The sequence below is a fragment of the Pseudomonas putida genome (assembly GCF_030159595.1).
GTDB lineage: Bacteria > Pseudomonadota > Gammaproteobacteria > Pseudomonadales > Pseudomonadaceae > Aquipseudomonas > Aquipseudomonas putida_AC.
The window spans coordinates 303,688-324,251 of record NZ_BSKJ01000001.1 but is presented as its reverse complement, the minus strand read 5'-3'; the positions used below and the strand labels follow the sequence as shown (position 1 = coordinate 324,251).

Annotated in this window: 23 protein-coding genes; 1 reads left to right on the top strand and 22 read right to left on the bottom strand. The window is 62.2% G+C overall.

Annotation, left to right across the window (positions count from 1 at the left end; translation table 11 throughout):
• Positions 1-66 precede the first annotated feature (66 nt).
• The 21 genes from QQL85_RS01460 to trmJ form a co-directional block, all read right to left on the bottom strand.
• A complete protein-coding gene (locus QQL85_RS01460; protein WP_284354874.1) occupies positions 67-858 on the bottom strand; it encodes an amidohydrolase in 792 nt (263 codons plus the stop codon).
• A complete protein-coding gene (locus QQL85_RS01455; protein WP_284354873.1) occupies positions 846-1,994 on the bottom strand; it encodes a pyridoxal phosphate-dependent aminotransferase in 1,149 nt (382 codons plus the stop codon). The genes QQL85_RS01460 and QQL85_RS01455 overlap by 13 nt, the downstream gene beginning before the upstream one ends.
• Before the next feature lie 211 nt (positions 1,995-2,205).
• A complete protein-coding gene (gene der, locus QQL85_RS01450; protein ID WP_284354872.1) occupies positions 2,206-3,669 on the bottom strand; it encodes a ribosome biogenesis GTPase Der in 1,464 nt (487 codons plus the stop codon).
• A gap of 116 nt (positions 3,670-3,785) precedes the next feature.
• The gene (gene bamB, locus QQL85_RS01445; RefSeq protein WP_003248513.1) at positions 3,786-4,928 is read right to left on the bottom strand and encodes an outer membrane protein assembly factor BamB; all 1,143 of its coding nucleotides are present in this window, start codon (positions 4,926-4,928) and stop codon (positions 3,786-3,788) included.
• Positions 4,929-5,570 (bottom strand): tetratricopeptide repeat protein, encoded by a 642-nt coding sequence (locus QQL85_RS01440; protein WP_284354871.1) that lies wholly within the window; start codon positions 5,568-5,570, stop codon positions 4,929-4,931.
• A gap of 39 nt (positions 5,571-5,609) precedes the next feature.
• Positions 5,610-6,899, bottom strand: coding sequence for a histidine--tRNA ligase (hisS, locus tag QQL85_RS01435; RefSeq protein ID WP_284354870.1), 1,290 nt, complete (start codon positions 6,897-6,899; stop codon positions 5,610-5,612).
• A gap of 25 nt (positions 6,900-6,924) precedes the next feature.
• Positions 6,925-8,034, bottom strand: coding sequence for a flavodoxin-dependent (E)-4-hydroxy-3-methylbut-2-enyl-diphosphate synthase (gene ispG / locus QQL85_RS01430; protein ID WP_016713199.1), 1,110 nt, complete (start codon positions 8,032-8,034; stop codon positions 6,925-6,927).
• 3 nt (positions 8,035-8,037) lie between these two features.
• A complete protein-coding gene (locus tag QQL85_RS01425) occupies positions 8,038-9,072 on the bottom strand; it encodes a RodZ domain-containing protein (protein WP_284354869.1) in 1,035 nt (344 codons plus the stop codon).
• Positions 9,069-9,830 carry a type IV pilus biogenesis/stability protein PilW gene (pilW, locus tag QQL85_RS01420; protein ID WP_284354868.1) on the bottom strand — a complete coding sequence of 254 codons (762 nt, stop codon included), beginning with the start codon at positions 9,828-9,830 and terminating at the stop codon, positions 9,069-9,071. The genes QQL85_RS01425 and pilW overlap by 4 nt, the downstream gene beginning before the upstream one ends.
• Before the next feature lie 14 nt (positions 9,831-9,844).
• Positions 9,845-10,990 carry a 23S rRNA (adenine(2503)-C(2))-methyltransferase RlmN gene (gene rlmN, locus QQL85_RS01415; protein ID WP_284354867.1) on the bottom strand — a complete coding sequence of 382 codons (1,146 nt, stop codon included), beginning with the start codon at positions 10,988-10,990 and terminating at the stop codon, positions 9,845-9,847.
• Between the two features lie 28 nt (positions 10,991-11,018).
• Positions 11,019-11,444, bottom strand: coding sequence for a nucleoside-diphosphate kinase (gene ndk, locus QQL85_RS01410; protein WP_012316140.1), 426 nt, complete (start codon positions 11,442-11,444; stop codon positions 11,019-11,021).
• Between the two features lie 88 nt (positions 11,445-11,532).
• Entirely contained in the window at positions 11,533-11,733 is a 201-nt protein-coding gene (gene iscX, locus QQL85_RS01405) for a Fe-S cluster assembly protein IscX (RefSeq protein ID WP_003248529.1), read from the bottom strand.
• Between the two features lie 10 nt (positions 11,734-11,743).
• Positions 11,744-12,085: an ISC system 2Fe-2S type ferredoxin gene (gene fdx, locus QQL85_RS01400; protein ID WP_012270595.1), complete on the bottom strand. Its 342-nt coding sequence runs from the start codon at positions 12,083-12,085 to the stop codon at positions 11,744-11,746.
• A gap of 3 nt (positions 12,086-12,088) precedes the next feature.
• Entirely contained in the window at positions 12,089-13,951 is a 1,863-nt protein-coding gene (gene hscA, locus QQL85_RS01395; RefSeq protein WP_284354866.1) for a Fe-S protein assembly chaperone HscA, read from the bottom strand.
• A 42-nt stretch (positions 13,952-13,993) separates the two neighbouring features.
• Complete coding sequence (hscB, locus tag QQL85_RS01390) at positions 13,994-14,515, bottom strand: co-chaperone HscB (protein WP_284354865.1); 522 nt, start codon at positions 14,513-14,515, stop codon at positions 13,994-13,996.
• Positions 14,516-14,523: 8 nt separating this feature from the next.
• Positions 14,524-14,847 carry an iron-sulfur cluster assembly protein IscA gene (iscA, locus tag QQL85_RS01385; protein WP_003248536.1) on the bottom strand — a complete coding sequence of 108 codons (324 nt, stop codon included), beginning with the start codon at positions 14,845-14,847 and terminating at the stop codon, positions 14,524-14,526.
• 28 nt (positions 14,848-14,875) lie between these two features.
• Complete coding sequence (gene iscU, locus QQL85_RS01380; RefSeq protein WP_003248539.1) at positions 14,876-15,262, bottom strand: Fe-S cluster assembly scaffold IscU; 387 nt, start codon at positions 15,260-15,262, stop codon at positions 14,876-14,878.
• Positions 15,263-15,308: 46 nt separating this feature from the next.
• Positions 15,309-16,523: an IscS subfamily cysteine desulfurase gene (locus tag QQL85_RS01375; RefSeq protein ID WP_012270592.1), complete on the bottom strand. Its 1,215-nt coding sequence runs from the start codon at positions 16,521-16,523 to the stop codon at positions 15,309-15,311.
• A 46-nt stretch (positions 16,524-16,569) separates the two neighbouring features.
• Positions 16,570-17,061 (bottom strand): Fe-S cluster assembly transcriptional regulator IscR, encoded by a 492-nt coding sequence (iscR, locus tag QQL85_RS01370; protein ID WP_008092572.1) that lies wholly within the window; start codon positions 17,059-17,061, stop codon positions 16,570-16,572.
• A 179-nt stretch (positions 17,062-17,240) separates the two neighbouring features.
• Positions 17,241-18,026 (bottom strand): serine O-acetyltransferase, encoded by a 786-nt coding sequence (gene cysE / locus QQL85_RS01365; protein ID WP_284354864.1) that lies wholly within the window; start codon positions 18,024-18,026, stop codon positions 17,241-17,243.
• Between the two features lie 3 nt (positions 18,027-18,029).
• Positions 18,030-18,785 (bottom strand): tRNA (cytosine(32)/uridine(32)-2'-O)-methyltransferase TrmJ, encoded by a 756-nt coding sequence (gene trmJ / locus QQL85_RS01360; RefSeq protein ID WP_284354863.1) that lies wholly within the window; start codon positions 18,783-18,785, stop codon positions 18,030-18,032.
• Positions 18,786-18,936: 151 nt separating this feature from the next.
• Here trmJ and suhB point away from each other — a divergent pair, with 151 nt between their 5' ends.
• The gene (gene suhB / locus QQL85_RS01355; protein ID WP_012270588.1) at positions 18,937-19,755 is read left to right on the top strand and encodes a type III secretion system regulator SuhB; all 819 of its coding nucleotides are present in this window, start codon (positions 18,937-18,939) and stop codon (positions 19,753-19,755) included.
• Positions 19,756-19,923: 168 nt separating this feature from the next.
• Here suhB and QQL85_RS01350 read toward each other — a convergent pair whose 3' ends face one another.
• Complete coding sequence (locus QQL85_RS01350; protein WP_041166378.1) at positions 19,924-20,466, bottom strand: glycine zipper 2TM domain-containing protein; 543 nt, start codon at positions 20,464-20,466, stop codon at positions 19,924-19,926.
• Between the last annotated feature and the right edge of the window lie 98 nt (positions 20,467-20,564).

The window sequence follows — 20,564 nt, the reverse complement described above, 5'->3', positions numbered from 1 at the left end:
AAATCCTGGGGCCGCTCCGCGGCCCTTTCGCGACACAAGGCCGCTCCTACAAAGGCCAGTGTCGGTTCAATGGAGTTCGAAGGTATCGGCATCCAGGTTGGCCGGGAACTTGGCCCGGTAAGCCGCCAGCTCCGCCGCGCTCAACACTGCGGTAAACACCCCGTCCGCCTCCCCGGCACTGAGCAGGCTCTCGCCCTGGAAGTCCAGCACCTGGCTATCCCCCGAATACGCAAAGCCTTTACCATCCGTACCCACCCGGTTCACCGCCGCCACATAGCACAGGTTCTCGATCCCCCGCGCCGGTAGCAGCCGGTTCCAGTGCTGGCGGCGTGCAGCCGGCCAGTTGGCGGTGTACAGCAGCAGGTCGGTGTCTTGCGCATCACGGCTCCACACCGGGAAGCGCAGGTCGTAGCAGATCAGCGGGCGAATCCGCCAGCCCTTCAGTTCGAACTGCACCTGGCGCTCGCCAGGCGTGTAGTGCTTGTGCTCACCGGCCATGCGGAACAGGTGGCGCTTGTCGTAATGCAGGATTTCGCCGTCCGGACGTGCCCACAGCAATCGGTTGCGGTGGCTGCCATCAGCGGCCTGGATAATCACGCTACCCGTAATCACCGCGTTGCATTTCTTCGCCTGGGCCTTCAACCACTTGTAGGTCGGGCCATTCTCCGGCTCGCACAGGCTTTCCGACTGCATCGAAAAACCGGTGGTGAACATTTCCGGCAGGATCACCAGATCCACCTCGCCCGCCTGCTCCAGCAGTACCTCGAAATGCGCATAGTTAGCCTCGCGGTCATGCCAGGCCAGGGTGGTTTGCACCAAGGCGACTCTCAGGTTCGGCAGTGTGCTCAGATCGCGCATAGTCGTTCCGCTGCCTGACGCAGCGTCTCCTCTCGTTTGGCAAAGCACAGGCGGACCAGACGTTGCTCAGGGATGGGATGCTGGTAGAACACCGACACCGGGATGCTCGCGACGCCGTGCTCACGGGTGAGCCACAGCGACATGTCGACATCGTTCAGGTCAGGGCGGATCCGCGAATAGTCCACCAGCTGGAAATAGGTGCCCGCTGTGCGGGTAAAGCTGAACCGTGAACCGTCCAGCAGGCCGCAGAACAGGTCGCGCTTGGCCTGGTAGAAGGCCGGGAGTTCATCGATATGCTCGGGGTGTTCGGCCATGAAGTCGGCCAGCGCGCACTGCAACGGCGTCACGCCACAGAAGTTGACGTACTGGTGTACCTTGCGCAGCTCGGCGCTCAGCGCCGGAGGCGCGATCACATAGCCGGTCTTCCAGCCTGTGACGTGGTAAGTCTTGCCGAATGAGCTGACTACGAAAGCACGTTGGTACAACTGCTCATGGGCCAGCACGCTGGCGTGGTGCACGCTGTCGTAAACCAGATGCTCGTAGACTTCATCGCTGACCAGGTAGATATCGCGGCTGGCGATAAGCTTTGCCAACTGATCAAGGTCTTCACGGGTGATCAACGCGCCGCTGGGGTTGTGCGGCGAGTTGAGGATGACCATGCGCGTGCGCGGGCTCAAGGCATCACTGAACTTTTGCCAGTCGATGCGGAAGTCACCGTTGCTCAGTTGCACATGCACGCAGCGGCCACCGGCCAGTTCTACGGAAGGCTCGTAACTGTCGTAGCAAGGATCGAAGACAATCACTTCGTCGCCAGCGTGCACCACTGCCTGGATGGCGCAGAAGATCGCCTCGGTGGCACCTGGGGTGATGGTCACTTCCTGGTCGGCATCCACCTGTGCGCCATACAGCCGCGCGACCTTGGCCGCCACCTGCTGGCGCAGGGCCGGCAGGCCGGTCATCGGCGAATACTGGTTGTGCCCGGCGGCCACATGCCGACCCACTGCATCGAGCAAGGCCTGCGGGCCATTGAAGTCAGGAAAACCCTGGGACAGGTTGAGCGCGCCAGTCTGCACGGCGAGCTGGGACATGGTGGTGAAGATGGTCGTGCCAACATTCGGCAGTTTGCTGCGGATCATGGAGCCCTCTTTCCTGGGGTGTATCCGGCACGGGGTGGAGTCCGAGCATAGCGGATCGAGCAGTCAGGAAAAAGGTTGAAACAATAGGGGCATTGCGCTGGATCAAAGGGCCTCTTCGCGGGTGAACCTGCTCCCACAGGAGCTGCACACGTTTCAAGAACAGCGCAGTACCTGTGGGGGTGGGTTTACCCGCGAAAAAGTCGATGCGGAATCAGCGCTTGTCGCGGCGCTTCTTCTCGGCCTTCTTGTGGTGCGACATCAAGCGGCGCTTCTTGTTGACCTGGCGGTCGGTGAGGGTGTTCTTCTTGCCCTCGTACGGGTTCTCACCGCCCTTGTACTCGATGCGGATCGGCGTACCGACCAGTTTCAGCACGCGGCGGTAGGTGTTTTCCAGGTAACGCGAGTACGACTTTGGAATGCTCTCGGTCTGGTTGCCGTGAATCACGATCAGCGGCGGGTTGGCACCACCGAGGTGGGCATAGCGCAGCTTGATGCGGCGGCCGTTGACCAGCGGTGGCTGGTGCTCGCTGACAGCATCTTCGAGAATCTGCGTCAGGCGGCTGGTTGGCCAGCGGGTCACAGCCGAGGTGAACGCGGCCTGTACCGACTTGTACAGGTTGCCCACGCCGGTGCCGTGCAAGGCGGAAATGAAGTGGATATCGGCGAAGTCGACGAAGAACAGCCGGCGCTCCAGCTCGGTCTTCACATAGGCGCGCTCGCCCGGCTCCATCCCGTCCCACTTGTTCAGGGCAATGACGATCGCCCGCCCGGCTTCCAGGGCAAAGCCCAGCAGGTTCAGGTCATGGTCAACCACGCCTTCGCGGGCGTCCATGACGAAGATCACCACGTTGGCGTCCTTGATCGCCTGCAGCGTCTTGACCACCGAGAACTTCTCGACTTCCTCGTGGATCTTGCCGCGCTTGCGTACCCCGGCCGTGTCGATGAAGGTGTACTTGTCACCATCACGCTCGAACGGGATATAGATGCTGTCACGGGTGGTACCCGGCTCGTCGTAGACCACCACGCGCTCTTCGCCGAGCATGCGGTTGACCAGCGTCGACTTGCCCACGTTCGGGCGGCCGATGATGGCGATCTTGATGCCATCCTTCTCGCTCGGGCCTGGGATGCGGACCGCTTCTTCGCCTTCGGCGACTTCCTGGTCGAGCGCTTCTTCCTCGGCATCACGCGGCAGGTGGCCGAGCACGGCTTCCATCAGGGCGCTGATACCACGGCCTTGGGAGCCCGCCACCGGAATGGCGTTGCCCATGCCCATCGGCGAGAACTCGGCGCGAGCAACATCGGGGTCGATGTTGTCGATCTTGTTGGCGACCAGAATCGCCGACTTGTTGCGCTTGCGCAGGTGCTCGGCAATCATCTGGTCAGCGGCGGTCATACCGGCGCGGGCATCGACCAGGAACAGCACATAGTCGGCTTCTTCGATGGCCATGAGCGACTGCTCGGCCATTTTCTCGTCCATGCCCACTTCGTCACCGGTAATACCACCTGTGTCGATCAGGATGAACGAACGACCCTGCCAGCTGGCATCACCATACTGGCGGTCACGGGTCAGACCCGACAAGTCACCGACGATGGCATCGCGGGTTTTGGTCAGGCGGTTGAACATGGTGGATTTGCCGACGTTCGGGCGGCCCACCAGGGCAATTACGGGAACCATCGGCTCTCCACTCTTGAATTCTTGAAAATGCAAAGGCCGCTGCAAGGCAGCGGCCGGAGTTCGGGCGGCGTGTCCTACGCCGCGGCTTGAAGCCCGCCAAGGCTTCAAGCATAGCTTCAGCGGATGGTCAGTGCCTCGAGCTTGCCGCTGTTGCCAAAGACGTAGATGGTGTCGCCGACCACAAGTGGGCGGGCGCGCAGGCCATCGCTGTCGATACGCTCACGGCCAACGAAACGGCCGTCCACCTGGCTCAGCAGGTGCAGGTAACCCTCAAAGTCACCCACTGCCACATAGCTGCTGAACACTTCAGGCGCGGTCAACTGGCGGCGAGCCATGCTGTCGTTGCTCCACAGGGCACTGGAGGAGCGCTCATCCACACCTTCCACGGTCCCCGATGCTTCGCTGACATAGACGTTACCGAAGCCTTGGGCGACACCCACATAGCTGGAAGCATCGCGCTGCCACAGCTCGCGACCGCTTTCCAGGTCCAGGCCCGCTACACGGCCTTGGTAGGTGCTGACGTACAGGGTACCACCAGACAGCAGCAAGCCGCCGTCGATATCAACCACACGGTCCAGCTCGGAGCGGCCTTTCGGGATGGCCACGCGGCTTTCCCACACCGGTACGCCGTTGTTGATGTCCACCGCCACCACCTTGCCGGTGGACAGGCCGGCGACAGCCAGGCGGTTGGTGGCGATCGGTGCGCCGGTGCCACGCAGGGTCAACACGGCCGGAGAGTTCTCGTAGATCCAGCGACGGTCGCCCGTGGCGGCATCCAGGCCGATCAGGCGGTCGTCCTGGGTCTGCACCACGACCACATCACCGTTGTTGGCAGGCGGGGCCAGCACTTCGCTGGTCACGCGGGAGCGCCAACGCTCTTCACCTGTACTGGAGTCCAGGGCGATGACTTCACCCTTGAGGGTGCCGAGCATGACCAGGCCGTAGCCCACGCCGACAGCGCCGGAAACCTGCAGCTCCAGGTCCTTCTTCCACACCACGTCACCGGTGATGCGGTCGAGGGCGAAGACTTCGCCGTTGACGTCGGAGGCGTAGATACGGTCGTTCTCGATAGCCGGTACCAGGGTGTTGTAGGTTTCACCCTGGCCGTCACCGATCGAACGGCTCCACTGCTTCTTCAGCACCACTTCCTCGGTGAACTTGGTCAGCTCGGCCGGGGGCAGTTCCTTCTTGCTGTTGCTGCTGCAACCAGCGGCCAGTACGGCCAGGGTCAGCACTGCTGCATGTTTCCAACCGATCACTTACGCGTCCCCTTTAGCCAGGTCATCCAGCTTCAATTGCAGGCCACCGACCGCCGCCTCATCGGACAGCGCAGCCTTGGCTTTCTCGTAAGCACTGTGCGCGTCGTCGGCACGACCCAGCTGCACCAGCAGGTCACCCTTCAATTCTTCACGGCTGGCCAGGAAGGCTTTGTCGGCGTCGCCATCGAGCAGCTTGAGGGCGTCCTCAGCCTTGTTCTGGGCGGCCAGTACGCGCGCCAGACGCTGGCGCGAAATTTCGCCCAAGGTCACGTCGGCCGGCTTGTCCAGCACGCTTTTCAGCTCGGCAGCGGCGTCGTCGAGCTTGCCGCTCTCGACCGCGACCTTGGCCACGAACAGGCTGCCGTACTGGGCGTAGGCAGTGCCACCGAACTCGCTCTTGAGCTTGCCGGCCAGTTCCGCGACCTTGGAGGCGTCTGGCTGACCCGTCGGCGTCAGGCTGGTTTCAAGCAAAGCCTGATACAGCTGCGAGGCACCTTGCGACTGGTTGTTCTGGTACTTGTGCCAGGTATTCCAGCCCAACACCACCACACCTGCCAGCAATGCGCCGGTCAGCAGCGGCTTGCCGTTGCGGTTCCACCAGTCCTTGACCCCTGCCAGGTCATCATCATCGGTACTCGACACCCCAATACTCCTTTTCGCCTATTCGCTTGTTGAACCGCGTTACGCCTGAGCGATCGCGGTTTCCAGGTGCTCTGCAAGAGCATCCCAGGCAATGTTCTGTTGTTCGCCCTGACCACGCAGGGGCTTCAAGCCGATTTCTTGCTTGGCCATCTCGTCATCGCCCAGGATCAAGGCGAACAGTGCGCCGCTCTTGTCGGCTTTCTTGAACTGGCTCTTGAAGCTACCGCCACCGGCGTTTACCGCCAGGCGCAGGCCCGGCAGGCGGTCACGCAGGCCCTCGGACAGGCGCAGGCCGGCCAGCTCCGCCTGCTCGCCGAAAGCACACAGGTAGACGTCGATCTGGCGGTTGATGGACTCCGGCACCTTGCCCAAGGTTTCCAGCAGCAGGATCAGGCGCTCGATACCCATGGCGAAACCAACGCCGGTGGTCGGCTTGCCGCCCATCTGTTCGACCAGTCCGTCGTAGCGGCCACCGGCGCACACGGTGCCCTGGGCGCCCAGCTTGTCGGTCACCCACTCGAACACGGTCTTGCTGTAGTAATCCAGGCCACGTACCAGCTTGGTGTTGATCACGAACGGAATGCCAGCGGCGTCCAGGCGGGCCTTCAGGCCCTCGAAGTGCACGCGGGACGCTTCGTCCAGGTAGTCTTCCAGCTTCGGTGCGCCAACCAGCACCGCCTGGGTGTTCTGGTCCTTGCTGTCGAGGATGCGCAGCGGGTTGCTCTTCAGGCGGCGCTGGCTGTCTTCGTCCAGCTGCTCCAGACGCGCCGAGAGGAACTCGACCAGCGCGTCACGGTAACGCGCACGGGCTTCGCTGGTACCCAGGCTGTTGAGCTCCAGCTTGACCGCGTCCTGGATGCCCAGCAGGCCCCACAAGCGCCAGGTCAGCATGATCAGCTCGGCATCGATGTCCGGGCCGTCCAGGTTGAACACTTCCACGCCAATCTGGTGGAACTGGCGGTAGCGGCCCTTCTGCGGGCGCTCGTGGCGGAACATCTGGCCGATGTACCACAGTTTCTGCACTTGGCCGTTGCCGGTAATGCCATGCTCCAGCACGGCACGCACGCACGCGGCGGTGCCTTCGGGGCGCAGGGTCAGCGAATCGCCGTTGCGGTCCTCGAAGGTGTACATCTCTTTTTCTACGATGTCGGTCACTTCACCGATCGAGCGCTTGAACAGCTCGGTGAATTCGACGATCGGCGTGCGGATCTGGCTGTACCCGTAGGTGTCCAGCAGACCGGCCACGGTGCCTTCGAAGTAGCGCCACAGTGGCGACTGTTCTGGCAGGATGTCGTTCATGCCACGGATGGCTTGCAGCGATTTGCTCACGAATAGTCCTTACGAATTCTGTGTGTCAGCCACGGGCGATCAGCGCCGCGTCGGCCTCGGCCTTTTCGGCCGCTTTCTGGCGGATGAGCTTTTCCAGCTCATCGACCAGGTTGTCATTGGTCAGTTTCTGCGCCGGCTTGCCGTCGATGTAGATCAGGTTCGGCGTGCCGCCGGTCAAGCCTACATGGGCTTCCTTCGCTTCACCCGGGCCGTTGACGACGCAACCGATCACCGCCACGTCCAGCGGCACCAGCAGGTCTTCCAGGCGCCCTTCCAGTTCGTTCATGGTCTTGACCACATCGAAGTTCTGCCGCGAGCAGCTCGGGCAGGCGATGAAGTTGATGCCACGCGAACGCAGGTGCAGCGACTTGAGGATGTCGTAGCCGACTTTCACTTCTTCGACCGGGTCGGCCGCCAGCGAGATACGGATGGTATCGCCAATGCCTTCGGCCAGCAGCATACCGAGGCCGACGGCGGATTTCACCGTCCCCGAACGCAGGCCACCGGCTTCGGTGATCCCTAAGTGCAGCGGCTGAACGATCTGCTTGGCCAGCAGGCGGTAGGCTTCGACGGCCATGAACACGTCGGAGGCCTTCACGCTCACCTTGAAGTCCTGGAAGTCCAGTCGGTCGAGGTGCTCGACGTGGCGCAGGGCCGACTCGACCAGCGCCGCTGGGGTCGGTTCGCCGTACTTCTTCTGCAGGTCCTTCTCCAGGGAACCGGCGTTGACGCCGATACGGATCGGGATGCCACGGTCACGGGCAGCATCAACCACGGCGCGCACACGGTCTTCACGGCCGATGTTGCCCGGGTTGATACGCAGGCAATCGACGCCCAGTTCGGCCACGCGCAGGGCGATCTTGTAGTCGAAGTGGATGTCGGCGACCAGCGGCACACTGACCAGCTGCTTGATCTTGCCGAACGCCTCGGCGGCGTCCATGTCCGGCACCGAAACCCGCACGATGTCCACGCCGGCATCGACCAGGCGCTGGATCTGCGCCACGGTGGCGGCTACATCGTTGGTGTCGGTGTTGGTCATGCTCTGCACCGCGATGGGCGCATCACCACCCACCGGCACATTGCCAACCCAGATTTTGCGGGATTCGCGACGTTTGATCGGAGATTCGCCGTGCATGACTTACTGTCCCAACTTCAGGCGAGCGGTTTCGCCACTGGTGAACGGGGCAACATCGACGGCCTGGCCGTTGTAGCTGACCTGGGCGCCACGGGCAAAGCCCAGGCGAACCGCGAACGGCGGCTTGCCGGTCAGCTCGAGGTTGTCCCCCTTGCGCTTGATGGCGCTGAACAGCACCTTGCCGTTGCCATCGGACACCTGGGTCCAGCAATCGGCGGTGAACTGGATGGCAACCTTGGCGCTGCCTGCCGGTACTGCCGCTGGCTCAGTGGCGGCCACAGCCGGCGTCGGAGCCGTAGACACAACAGCGGCCGGTGCCGGGGTAGCCGGTACTGCCGGGGCCGGCGCCGCCGCAGGGGCAGGTTGCACAGGCGCTTGCTGGGCCGGTGCCGGAGCAGGTACTGCAGCAACGGCTGGCGCCGCGCTTGCCGGTGCCTGCTCAGCCGCGGCGGCAGACTGCTCGGCTGCGCCCTGCTCCAGCGCCAACGGTGCGCTTTCGGCTTGCTGGCCAGCAGTAACGGCCTGGTCTTCAGGCTCATCGAGCGGGTGAATCTGGGTGGTGCCGTCGGCGCTTTCGACTTCGACGTGCTCCAGGGCAATCTTGGCCAGGTCCTTGCCACGCAAGCTGCCCTGATCCTGCCACCAGACGAAGCCACCCCCGACCACAGCCACCAGCAACAGCAGGCTGACACCACGCAAGATGTTGTGCGACAGGCGCACCGGCTCTTCGATACGGCCCAGCGAGTGCACCTCGCTGCCTTTGGCGTGAGTACCGGTGTAGCGGTCGAAGGCGTCTACCAGGCCGGCCTGGTCGAGGTCCATGAGCTTGGCATAGGCGCGAATGTAGCCACGGGCGAACGTATGCCCTGGCAGCTTGTCGAAGGCGCCGGTTTCCACATGGTTCAACGAACTGACAGTGAGGTTGAGCTTGCGGGCCACCTCGGCTTGAGACCAGTCCCGTTTTTCACGGGCCAGGCGCAAAAGCTCACCGGGGTTCTGGCCAGGCGCTACTGCTACTTCGGGATGCGCGGCGTTCATCGTTGCTCCGACAGGTATTGCTGATATTCCGGCGTACCGGGATAAAGTCGTTGTAATTGCTGGCCCAGCTCGGCCAGTGTGCCCTGCTCGTCGAACACCCGGGCAAGGCGGCTGCCCAGCAGCAGGCTACGGGCATCGTGGTCGCTCAGCTGGCTGAAACGATCGTAGTAGTCCCGGGCCGGCACATAATGCCTGTTTTCGTAGGACAACTCAGCCATTTCCAGCAACGCTTTCGGTTGCCGCTGGTTGAGTTGCAACGCTTTCAGCAGGTAAGCCTGCGCCTGGTCGCGTCGTTCGAGCTTCAGGGCAGTCAGGCCCAGGTTCTCGTACACGCGTGAACGCTCAGGATACAGGGTATCGGCGCTGGCCAGGCGAAACATCTGCTCGGCCTCGGCAAATCGCCCCTGAGCATAAAGGAAACTGCCGTAATTGTTGCAAATTCGCGTGTCGTCAGTGCGGGCTTGCAAAGCTTTGCGAAAGTGGGCTTCGGCGAGTGCCGGCTCACCTTCTGCCTGGAACACCAGCGCCAAGGCGGCGTGCGCGTCGGCGTCAGCGCTGTCGAGGGCCAGGGCCTTGCCCAGTGGCGCCTTGGCCTGCTCGGTCAAACCCTGTTGCAAATAACCCAAGCCAAGCTGCACATAAGCCCTACCCGCCTCCGCCCTGCCCTGGCGGCTGGCCAGGGGGTCGCTTGCACCGCCCGACACACAGCCGGCCAGCAGCGAAAGCGCAAGGATCGACAGCGCGGCGCGCAGGCTCATGGGCAGGGTTCCGGTCAGTGGCTGGCGGCGCTGTCTTGCAGCTCGACGTCCGAGGAGAGCTGACGCACGGCAATGTAGCGCTCGCTGCGGCGGGTGCGGTCATTGACCTGGCCGACCAGCTGACCACAGGCGGCGTCGATGTCCTCGCCACGCGTGGTGCGGGTGGTAACGTTGAAACCACCGTGGTGCAGCAAGTCCTGGAAGCGACGAATGGCGTTGTTGCTTGGCCGCTCGTAGCCCGAATGCGGGAACGGGTTGAACGGGATCAGGTTGATCTTGCACGGTACATCGCGCAGCAACTCGATCATCTGCGCGGCATGCTCAGGCTGGTCGTTGACGTCCTTGAGCAGGGTGTACTCGACGGTGAGCACGCGCTTGCCACCCAGGGTGGACATGTAGCCCATGCACGATTCCAGCAGCACTTTCAGCGGGTACTTCTTGTTGATCGGTACCAACTGGTTGCGCAGCTCGTCGTTCGGGGCGTGCAGCGACAGGGCCAGCGATACGTCGATGTGCTTGGCCAGTTCGTCGATCATCGGCACCACGCCCGAGGTGGACAGGGTGACGCGACGCTTGGAAATGCCATAGCCCAGGTCATCCATCATGATTTTCATGGCGGCGATGACGTTGTCGAAGTTCAGCAAGGGCTCGCCCATGCCCATCATCACCACGTTGGTAATCGCGCGGTCGACTTTGGCAGGAACGGTCCCGAAGGATTTGTTGGCAAGCCACACCTGGCCGATCACTTCGGCGGCGGTGAGGTTGCTGTTGAAGCCTTGCTTGCCGGTGGAGCAGAAACTGCAGTCCAGGGCGCAGCCGGCTTGCGACGATACGCACAGGGTGCCGCGGTCGTCGGTTGGAATGTAGACGGTCTCGACGCAGCTGCCGGAGGCAACGCGGATCACCCACTTGCGGGTGCCGTCGGCGGAAATGTCTTCACTGACCACTTCCGGAGGGCGAATCTCGGCAACGGCCTCGAGCTTTTCGCGCAAGACCTTGCCTACGTTGGTCATGGCCGCAAAGTCGGACACGCCAAAATGGTGAATCCATTTCATCACCTGGCCGGCACGGAAGCGTTTTTCCCCGATTGAGTCGAAGAATTGTTCCATTTCCGGCTGGGTCAGACCCAACAGGTTGATTTTGCCAGTAGATGTCGTCATGGATTCACCCTCACCCGTAAGCTTTCGCTTAGCGAGTGGTTACCTCGGTAGCAGCGAAGAAGTAAGCGATTTCGCGAGCAGCAGCAGCTTCGGAGTCCGAACCGTGAACGGCGTTGGCGTCGATCGACTCGGCGAAGTCAGCGCGGATGGTGCCGGCAGCAGCTTCTTTAGGGTTGGTAGCGCCCATCAGCTCACGGTTCAGAGCGATAGCGTTTTCGCCTTCCAGAACCTGAACAACAACCGGGCCGGAAGTCATGAAGGCAACCAGGTCGCCGAAGAAGCCGCGCTCGCTGTGCTCAGCGTAGAAGCCTTCGGCTTCGGCTTTGGACAGTTGCTTGATTTTCGAGGCAACGATTTTCAGGCCGGCTTCTTCGAAGCGAGTAGTGATCTTGCCGATGACGTTTTTGGCAACGGCGTCAGGCTTGATGATCGAGAAAGTACGTTGAACAGCCATGGAAAACTCCAGAATATGAGTGACACGAAAAATTAAACCCGCGAATTATACGCGGGTTCCGGGGGATTGCCTAACCTGCAAGTGACGCTTAGTCGGCTTCGTCGATCCAGGCAGCCTGGATGGCCTCGAGCACTTTCTCACCGCCGCGTGACGGATCGTCGCTGAACTCGGGCAATGCCAGCACCCAGCGGTGCAGGTCTACGAAATTCACATAACGAGGATCGACCTCAGGCTTGCTTTCTGCAAGCTGGATTGCGATCTCAAGTACATCAACCCATTTCAGACTCATGTACAGGCCCTCAGTGCGGTGCTTCGGCAGCGTGGTTGAGCGAATACTTGGGAATCTCGATGGTCAGGTCTTCGTCAGCGACGACCACCTGGCAACCCAGGCGCGACTGCGCCTCCAGACCCCAGGCCTTGTCCAGCATGTCTTCTTCCAGCTCGTCGGCTTCTTCGAGCGAGTCGAAACCCTTGCGCACGATGCAGTGGCAAGTGGTACAGGCCTTGACGCCGCCGCAGGCGCTTTCCATCTCGATGTGATGGTCGTGGGCCAGTTCCAGGATGTTGGTCCCGGTCGGCACTTCCACGGTCAGCCCCTCGGGGCAGAACTTCTCATGCGGCAGGAATGTCACCAGCGGCATCGGTTACTCCTCGATCTCATTCAGGTTGCGCCCGGCCAGTGCGGCTTTTACCGTCGAATCAAGGCGACGGGCGGCAAATGCGTCGGTCACCTGCGACAGACGCTTGGTCTGTTGCTCGATGGCTGCGCCATCGGTGCCGGCCAGCAAATCACGTAGTTCTTGCATCTGGAACTCAATGGCGTCGCGCTCGTCGCTGCTGAGCAGGCGTTCGCCGTCGGCGTCCAGGGCGCCTTGTACCGCTTCAAGCAGGCGCTCGCCGTCCACCTGGTGCTCGCGCAACTGACGGGCCTGCTTGTCGGAACCTGCGTGTTCGAAGGAGTCCTTGAGCATGCGGGCGATTTCGCCGTCGGTCAGGCCGTAGGACGGCTTGACCTGAATGCTGGCTTCCACGCCCGAACCCAGTTCGCGGGCAGCAACGCTGAGCAGGCCGTCGGCATCCACCTGGAAGGTGACGCGAATTTTTGCAGCGCCGGCAACCATCGCCGGGATACCGCGCAGCTCGAAACGTGCCAGCGAGCGGCAGTCGCTGATCAGCTCGCGCTCGCCTTGCAGGACGTGGATCATCATGGCCGACTGGCCATCTTTATAAGTCGTGAACTCTTGGGCACGCGCCACCGGAATGGTGGTGTTGCGCGGGATCACTTTCTCCATCAGCCCGCCCATGGTCTCAAGACCAAGCGACAGCGGAATGACATCAAGCAGCAACAGCTCGCCACCTTCGCGGCGGTTGCCGGCCAGAGTGTCGGCCTGGATGGCGGCACCAATGGCCACTACCTGGTCAGGGTCGATCGAGGTCATCGGAGCGCGGCCAAACAGCGCACCCACAGCCTCACGCACACGCGGGACGCGGGTCGAACCACCGACCATGACCACGGCACTGACTTCTTCGAGTTCGACGCCACTGTCGCGCACGGCGCGGCGGCAGGCCTTGAGGCTGCGGGCAACCAATGGCTCGATCATAGTTTCGAAAGCGGTGCGGCTCAGTTCGCCCTGCCAGCCGCCATGGCTGACACTGACCACGTCGGCGTCGGTCAGGGCTTCCTTGGCGGCGCAGGCGGTTTGCAGCAACGCACGCTGGGTGGCGGGGTCCAGGTCGGACGACAGGCCAGCCTGTTCGATGATCCAGCCGGCAATGGCGTGGTCGAAATCATCGCCGCCCAGGGCGGTATCGCCACCGGTGGCCAGCACTTCGAACACGCCAGCGGTCAGGCGCAGGATGGAAATATCGAAGGTACCGCCGCCCAGGTCATAGATGGCCACGACGCCTTCGGCGTTCTGGTCCAGGCCATAGGCCACGGCTGCTGCGGTCGGCTCGTTGAGCAGGCGCAGCACGTTCAGGCCAGCCAGGCGTGCAGCGTCCTTGGTGGCCTGGCGCTGAGCGTCGTCGAAATAGGCCGGCACAGTGATCACCGCACCGACCAGTTCGCCACCCAGGGTCGCTTCGGCGCGCTCACGCAGCACCTTGAGGATATCGGCGGACACTTCAACCGGGCTTTTCGGGCCCTGCACGGTGTCGATGAACGGCATGTGCGACTCGCCGCCGACAAAGCGGTACGGCAGCTGCTCACCCAATTGCTTGACGTCAGCCAGGCCGCGCCCCATCAGGCGCTTGACCGACAGCACGGTGTTCAGCGGGTCGCTGGAGGCGGCATCACGCGCGGCCTGCCCCACTTCGTTGCGCCCTTCGAGGTAGCGCACCGCGGACGGCAGAATGACGCTACCCTGCGCGTCGGGCAGGGGCTCGCTACGGCCGCTGCGCAATGCAGCGACCAGAGAGTTGGTGGTACCCAGGTCGATCCCCACCGCCAAGCGGCGCTGGTGCGGCTGAGGGCTTTGACCGGGTTCGGCAATCTGCAGTAGGGCCATGCTTATCTGAATACCTTAGGCGTCATCACGGGCGACACCGGGTTAATCGTCGAGGCGCTCTTCCAGTTGGCGCACTTCTTGGGCGAGCTTGTCGAGGAATTGCATGCGGCGCATCAGGCGCTCGGCCTTGTCGCGCTCGCCTGGGGCATCCCAGCAGGCGGCAAAGTCCTCGTTCAGTGTGTCCTGGGCGGCCTTGAGGCGCTTCTTGAACACACCGACACCGTCAAGGTCGGCTTCGTCCTGCAACTCTTCGAGCTCTTCACGCCACTGCATCTGCTGCAACAGGAATTCCGGGTCGTGGACCGTGACTTCCTGGGGCACTTCGTGGCCACTGATGGCCAGCAGATAGCGGGCGCGACGCGGCGCACTGCGCAGGGTCTGGTAGGCGTCGTTGAGAGCGGCGGACTTTTCCAGCGCTATACGCTGCTCACGCTCGGAGGCGTCGGCAAAGCGATCGGGATGGACTTCGCGGGCCAACTCGCGATAGCGAGTGGCCAACTTGTCGAGATCCAGGCGGAAGCTTGGCTGGAGGTCAAACAATGCGTAATGACAAGGAGTACCCACAGCCAGCCTCAAACGTTGAAGCTTTCGCCGCAGCCACACTCACCGCGCACGTTGGGGTTGTTGAACTTGAAGCCTTCGTTCAACCCTTCCTTGACGAAATCCAGCTCGGTGCCGTCGAGGTAGACCAGGCTCTTGGGATCGATGATCACCTTTACGCCGTGGTTCTCGAACACCTGGTCTTCGTCCGCCAGTTCGTCGACGAACTCCAGCACATAGGCCAGGCCCGAGCAACCGGTGGTGCGCACGCCCAGGCGAATACCCTCACCTTTGCCGCGCCCGTCAAGGGAGCGGCGAATGTGGTTGGCGGCGGCTTCTGTCATGCTGATAGCCATCAGGACTCCTTACCTTGCAACAGGCGACTTAGATCAAGCCTTTCTTCTGCTTGTAATCGCGAACAGCCGCCTTGATGGCGTCTTCGGCGAGTACCGAGCAGTGGATCTTGACCGGCGGCAGCGCCAGTTCTTCGGCCAGCTGGGTGTTCTTGATGGTTTCGGCTTCGTCCAGGGTTTTGCCCTTCATCCACTCGGTGGCGAGGGAGCTGGAAGCGATGGCCGAACCGCAGCCGTAGGTCTTGAACTTGGCGTCTTCGATAACGCCCTGCTCGTTGACCTTGATCTGCAGGCGCATCACGTCGCCGCACGCCGGGGCGCCGACCATGCCGGTGCCAACGTCCGGGTCTTCGGCGTTCATCTTGCCGACGTTGCGCGGGTTTTCGTAGTGGTCGATGACCTTTTCACTGTATGCCATGGTGCAATTCCTTCCTCATCAGGGAGCCGCTCTTGCCGGCGACTGCTTAGTGGGCGGCCCACTCGATCTTGGAGATGTCAACGCCGTCTTTGTACATGTCCCACAGCGGCGACAGCTCACGCAGTTTGTTGACGGCCTCGCAGACTTTCTGCGCGGCGTAGTCGACTTCTTCTTCGGTGGTGAAGCGGCCGAAGGAGAAGCGGATCGAGCTGTGCGCCAGCTCGTCGTTACGGCCCAGAGCGCGCAGTACATACGACGGCTCGAGCGAAGCGGAGGTGCAAGCCGAACCGGACGAAACGGCGATGTCTTTCAGCGACATCAGCAGCGACTCGCCTTCGACGTAGTTGAAGCTCAGGTTCAAGTTGTGCGGTACACGGGCAGTCTGGCTACCGTTGACGTACAGCTCTTCAAGGTCCGAGACCTGCTTGAAGAAGCGGTCGCTCAGGGCCTTGATGCGCGCGTTTTCGGCGACCATTTCCTGCTTGGCAATGGCGAACGCTTCGCCCATGCCGACAATCTGGTGAGTTGGCAGGGTGCCTGAACGCATGCCGCGCTCATGGCCACCGCCGTGAATGATGGCTTCCAGGCGAACACGCGGCTTGCGGCTGACGTACAGCGCGCCGATACCTTTAGGGCCATAGACCTTGTGCGCCGAGAACGACATCAGGTCGACTTTCAGCTTTTGCAGGTCGATTTCGACCTTGCCGGCCGACTGGGCGGCGTCAACGTGGAACAGCACGCCGCGCGAGCGGGTCAGTTCACCGATGGCGGCGATGTCGTTGATCGAGCCGACTTCGTTGTTCACATGCATCAGCGAGACCAGGATGGTGTCGTCGCGCAGTACCGCTTCTACCATGGCCGGGGTGACGATGCCGTCTTCGCCTGGCTCAAGGTAGGTGACTTCGAAACCTTCACGCTCCAGCTGGCGAGCGGTATCCAGGACCGCCTTGTGCTCGATCTTGGAGGTGATGATGTGCTTGCCTTTGGTCTGATAGAAGTGCGCAACACCTTTGAGTGCGAGGTTGTCGGACTCGGTGGCACCGCTGGTCCAGACGATTTCGCGCGGATCGGCGTTGATCAGCTCGGCAACCTGGCGACGGCCGTTCTCGACCGCTTCCTCGGCCTTCCAGCCGAAGACGTGGGAGCGCGAGGCCGGGTTACCGAAGTTCCCGTCGACCAGCAGGCAGTCGGCCATTTTCTGGGCCACACGTGGGTCGACCGGGGTGGTCGCGGAGTAATCGAGGTAGATCGGCAACTTCATTTGTCTCTCCTATCAGGCGGTGGCGTCGCTCATCGTCCCTGGGGGATCAATCGACGGCAGACGTCTCAATCTTGTCCAGCTGGGCGGTTCGGCCTGCGACACGACGCAGGTCCTGGCGCTGGGCGACTTCCTGCACCTCACGGCGCATGACGAGGTCGGCCAGGCTGATGCCGCTGAGGAATTCATGGATCTGCTGGCTGAGGTCGCACCACAGGTGGTGGGTCAGGCAGGTATCACCGGCATGGCAGTCCCCGAGGCCCTGGCAACGGGTAGCATCGACCGATTCGTTGACCGCATCGATGACCTGGGCCACCTGGATGGTTTCCATGCCCCGCGACAGCTGGTAGCCACCGCCTGGACCGCGCACGCTGGAGACCAGGCTGCTGCGGCGCAGCTTGGCGAACAGCTGTTCCAGATAAGAGAGGGAAATGCCCTGGCGCTCGGAAATGTCGGCCAAAGACACCGGCCCATGCTGCGCGTGCAACGCCAGGTCGAGCATGGCAGTCACGGCGTATCGGCCTTTGGTAGTCAGTCGCATGGCTATTGGGTACCACGGGAGTTTCGGGATGTGTGCGAGTATGCGATTCCCGAGCATTTAAGTCAACTATTAGACCTAGTGCTTTAGTCGGGTTTGCGTCGGGGAGGCGGGCGCGATTGTAGCAGACGAGGGGCGTGAGCACACGCCCCGTATGTCACTATGATTTCAGCACGGCGCAATCAATGCGACTGAGTGTCGCGCTGGGCCACCTTGGCGACCTCGGTGAAATCATCTTCCGGCAGGGCGGGCAGCTCCTTGGCGCAGTAGTCGCTACCCATCTTGGTCAGGGCACCACACATGCCCTCCAACCGCTCGTCGACGGCTTGCAGATGGTCGAGCATCTGGCCGATGGCACGCGCCACCGGGTCGGGCATGTCGCCGCTGACGCCGTAGGCATCGAAGCCGATCTTCTCGGCCATGGCCTTGCGCTTGGCCTCGACTTCATTGTCTTCGCTCTTGACGATGATCCGCCCTGGGATGCCCACCGCCGTGGCGCCGGCCGGAACGGCCTTGGTCACCACCGCATTGGAACCGATCTTGGCACCAGCACCGACGGTGAACGGCCCCAGCACCTTGGCCCCCGCCCCTACCACCACGCCGTTTTCCAGGGTGGGGTGACGCTTGCCCTTGTTCCAGCTGGTACCGCCCAAGGTCACGCCCTGGTAAAGGGTCACGTCGTCGCCGATTTCGGCGGTTTCGCCGATGACGATGCCCATGCCATGGTCAATAAAGAAGCGACGGCCGATGGTGGCGCCCGGGTGGATCTCGATCCCGGTCATCCAGCGGCCGAAGTTCGATACCAGCCGGGCCAGCCATTTGAAATCACGCTTCCACAGGGCATTGCCCAGGCGGTGCAGCCAGATGGCATGCATGCCGGGGTAGCAGGTGAGCACCTCGAAGGCATTGCGCGCAGCCGGGTCACGGTGGAATACGCTTTGAATATCTTCACGCAGGCGTTCGAACATCTGTCAGTCCTTCCGTTTATGCGGCTCGCCCCGGACCACTTTCTGGGTCTCGGTAAGGATGCCGCGCAAAATGCTCATTTCCGTACGCTCGACCGCTACCCGCCCATACAGCCGGCGCAGGCGCGGCATCAGGTGCTTGGGTTTCTCGGGATCGAGGAAGCCGATGCCCACCAGGGTTTTCTCCAGGTGGTCGTAGAACAGCTCCATTTCGTCCATGGTCGCCAGCTCGCTGGCTTCAACCTTCTCGACGTTGCCCGGCGCTTCACCGGCGGCCAGCCAGGCCATGCGCACCTCGTAGGAGAGCACCTGGACAGCCGCAGCAAGGTTCAGCGAGCTGAAGTCGGGGTTGGAGGGAATGTGCACATGGAAGTGACATCGCTGCAGTTCTTCGTTGGTCAGGCCGGCGTGTTCGCGCCCGAACACCAGGGCGATTTCTTCGCCACCGTTGGCATGCTCCACCGCCTTGGACCCGCACTCGCGCGGGCCAATCAACGGCCAGGGGATGCTGCGCTCACGGGCGCTGGTACCCATCACCAGGTTACAGCCGACCAGCGCCTGCTCAAGGCTGTCGACCACCAGAGCGTTATCCAGCACATCGTCGGCACCCGAGGCGCGGGCACTGGCATCCAGGGCGGGGAATTCTTTCGGCTGCACCAGCACCAGGCGCGACAAGCCCATGTTTTTCATGGCACGCGCAGCGCCGCCGATGTTGCCGGGGTGGCTGGTATTGACCAGAACAACACGAATATTTTGCAGCAAGGTGTTGTGCTCACAGATGCAGGAATCAGGGCCTTCGATCTTACAGAACCGACGGACGTAACGCCATGAAAGCAAATGTGACACTTCTGCCGCCAAAGTTTTCTGCTAGAATGGCCGGCTTTCTTCTTTAACATCTCCAGGTGACCCGCCCATGCAGCCTATGCTGAATATCGCCCTGCGCGCCGCTCGCAGCGCCAGTGAACTGATTTTCCGCTCCATCGAACGCCTGGATAGCATCAAGGTGGACGAGAAAGAGGCTAAGGACTACGTTTCCGAAGTTGATCGTGCCGCCGAGCAAAAAATCGTCGACGCGCTGCGCAAGGCCTACCCGAACCACTCCATCCAGGGTGAAGAGACGGGCATGCACGCGGGCACCGGCGAAGAAGGTAAAGACTACCTGTGGATCATCGATCCACTGGACGGCACCACCAACTTCCTGCGCGGCATTCCGCACTTCGCCGTCAGCATCGCCTGCAAATACCGCGGTCGCCTTGAGCACGCCGTAGTGCTCGACCCGGTTCGCCAGGAAGAATTCACCGCCAGCCGTGGCCGTGGCGCCCAGCTCAATGGCCGCCGCCTGCGTGTCAGCTCGCGCACCAGCCTGGAAGGCGCCCTGCTGGGTACCGGCTTCCCGTTCCGTGACGGCCAGATGGCCGACATGGACAACTACCTGGGTATGTTCCGCGCCCTGACTGGCCAGACCGCCGGCATCCGCCGCGCCGGTTCCGCCAGCCTGGACCTGGCCTATGTGGCTGCTGGCCGTTTCGACGCCTTCTGGGAGTCGGGCCTGTCCGAGTGGGACATGGCAGCCGGCGTGCTGCTGATCCAGGAAGCCGGTGGCCTGGTGAGCGACTTCAACGGCGGCCATGACTTCCTCGACAAGGGCCACATCGTTGCAGGCAACATCAAGTGCTTCAAGGCAGTCCTGACGGCCATCCAGCCGCACCTGCCAGAGAGCATGAAGCGCTAAGCGCTGATTGCCGGAACGCAAAAAGCACCCCTCGGGGTGCTTTTTTATGCCTGACAGATTTTTACTGCCTCTGCCGGCCCTTTCGCGGGTGAACCCGCTCCCACAGGGATCGCATTACATCTGTGAGAGCGGGTTTACCCGCGAAAAGGCCAGTTCAGGCAACATCAATCACTGGCCAGCTTCACTCAGGATCAGCTTGCCATTCTTGTCCAGCGGGATGGTCGACCCGGGCTCACGGTCCATCTTCACCTTGCCGACCTGATCGCCAATGGAATAGGTCACGTTGTAGCCCACCACCTTTTCACTGATGTCGTTTACCGTGTTGCAGCGGGTTTGCGTGGTGGTGTAGGTGTCACGCTCCTGCATGCCTTCCTGCACCTTGTTACCGGCATAACCGCCACCGACCGCACCGGCCACGGTGGCGATCTTCTTGCCGGTGCCGCCGCCAATCTGGTTACCCAGCAGGCCACCGGCAATGGCACCCACCACGGTACCGGCAATCTGGTGCTGGTCCTTGACCGGCGCCTGACGCGTCACGGCAACGTCCTTGCAGACTTCACGCGGGGTTTTTACCTGTTGTTTGATCGGTTGCACGTCGGTGACCTGCGCATACTCAGGCCCCTTGTTGACCAAGCTGTAGGTCGCCACAGCACCTCCGGCAGTTACACCGACAGCACCCAGTACCGCACCCACCAGCATTGATTTGTTCACATGAACCTCCTGATCATACTTGCGGGTCCCACCCGCTTCTCCCAGCCTTGGAGCAAAAAAAAAGGCGCGAGTTCAATACTCGCGCCTTTCGGGCCGCC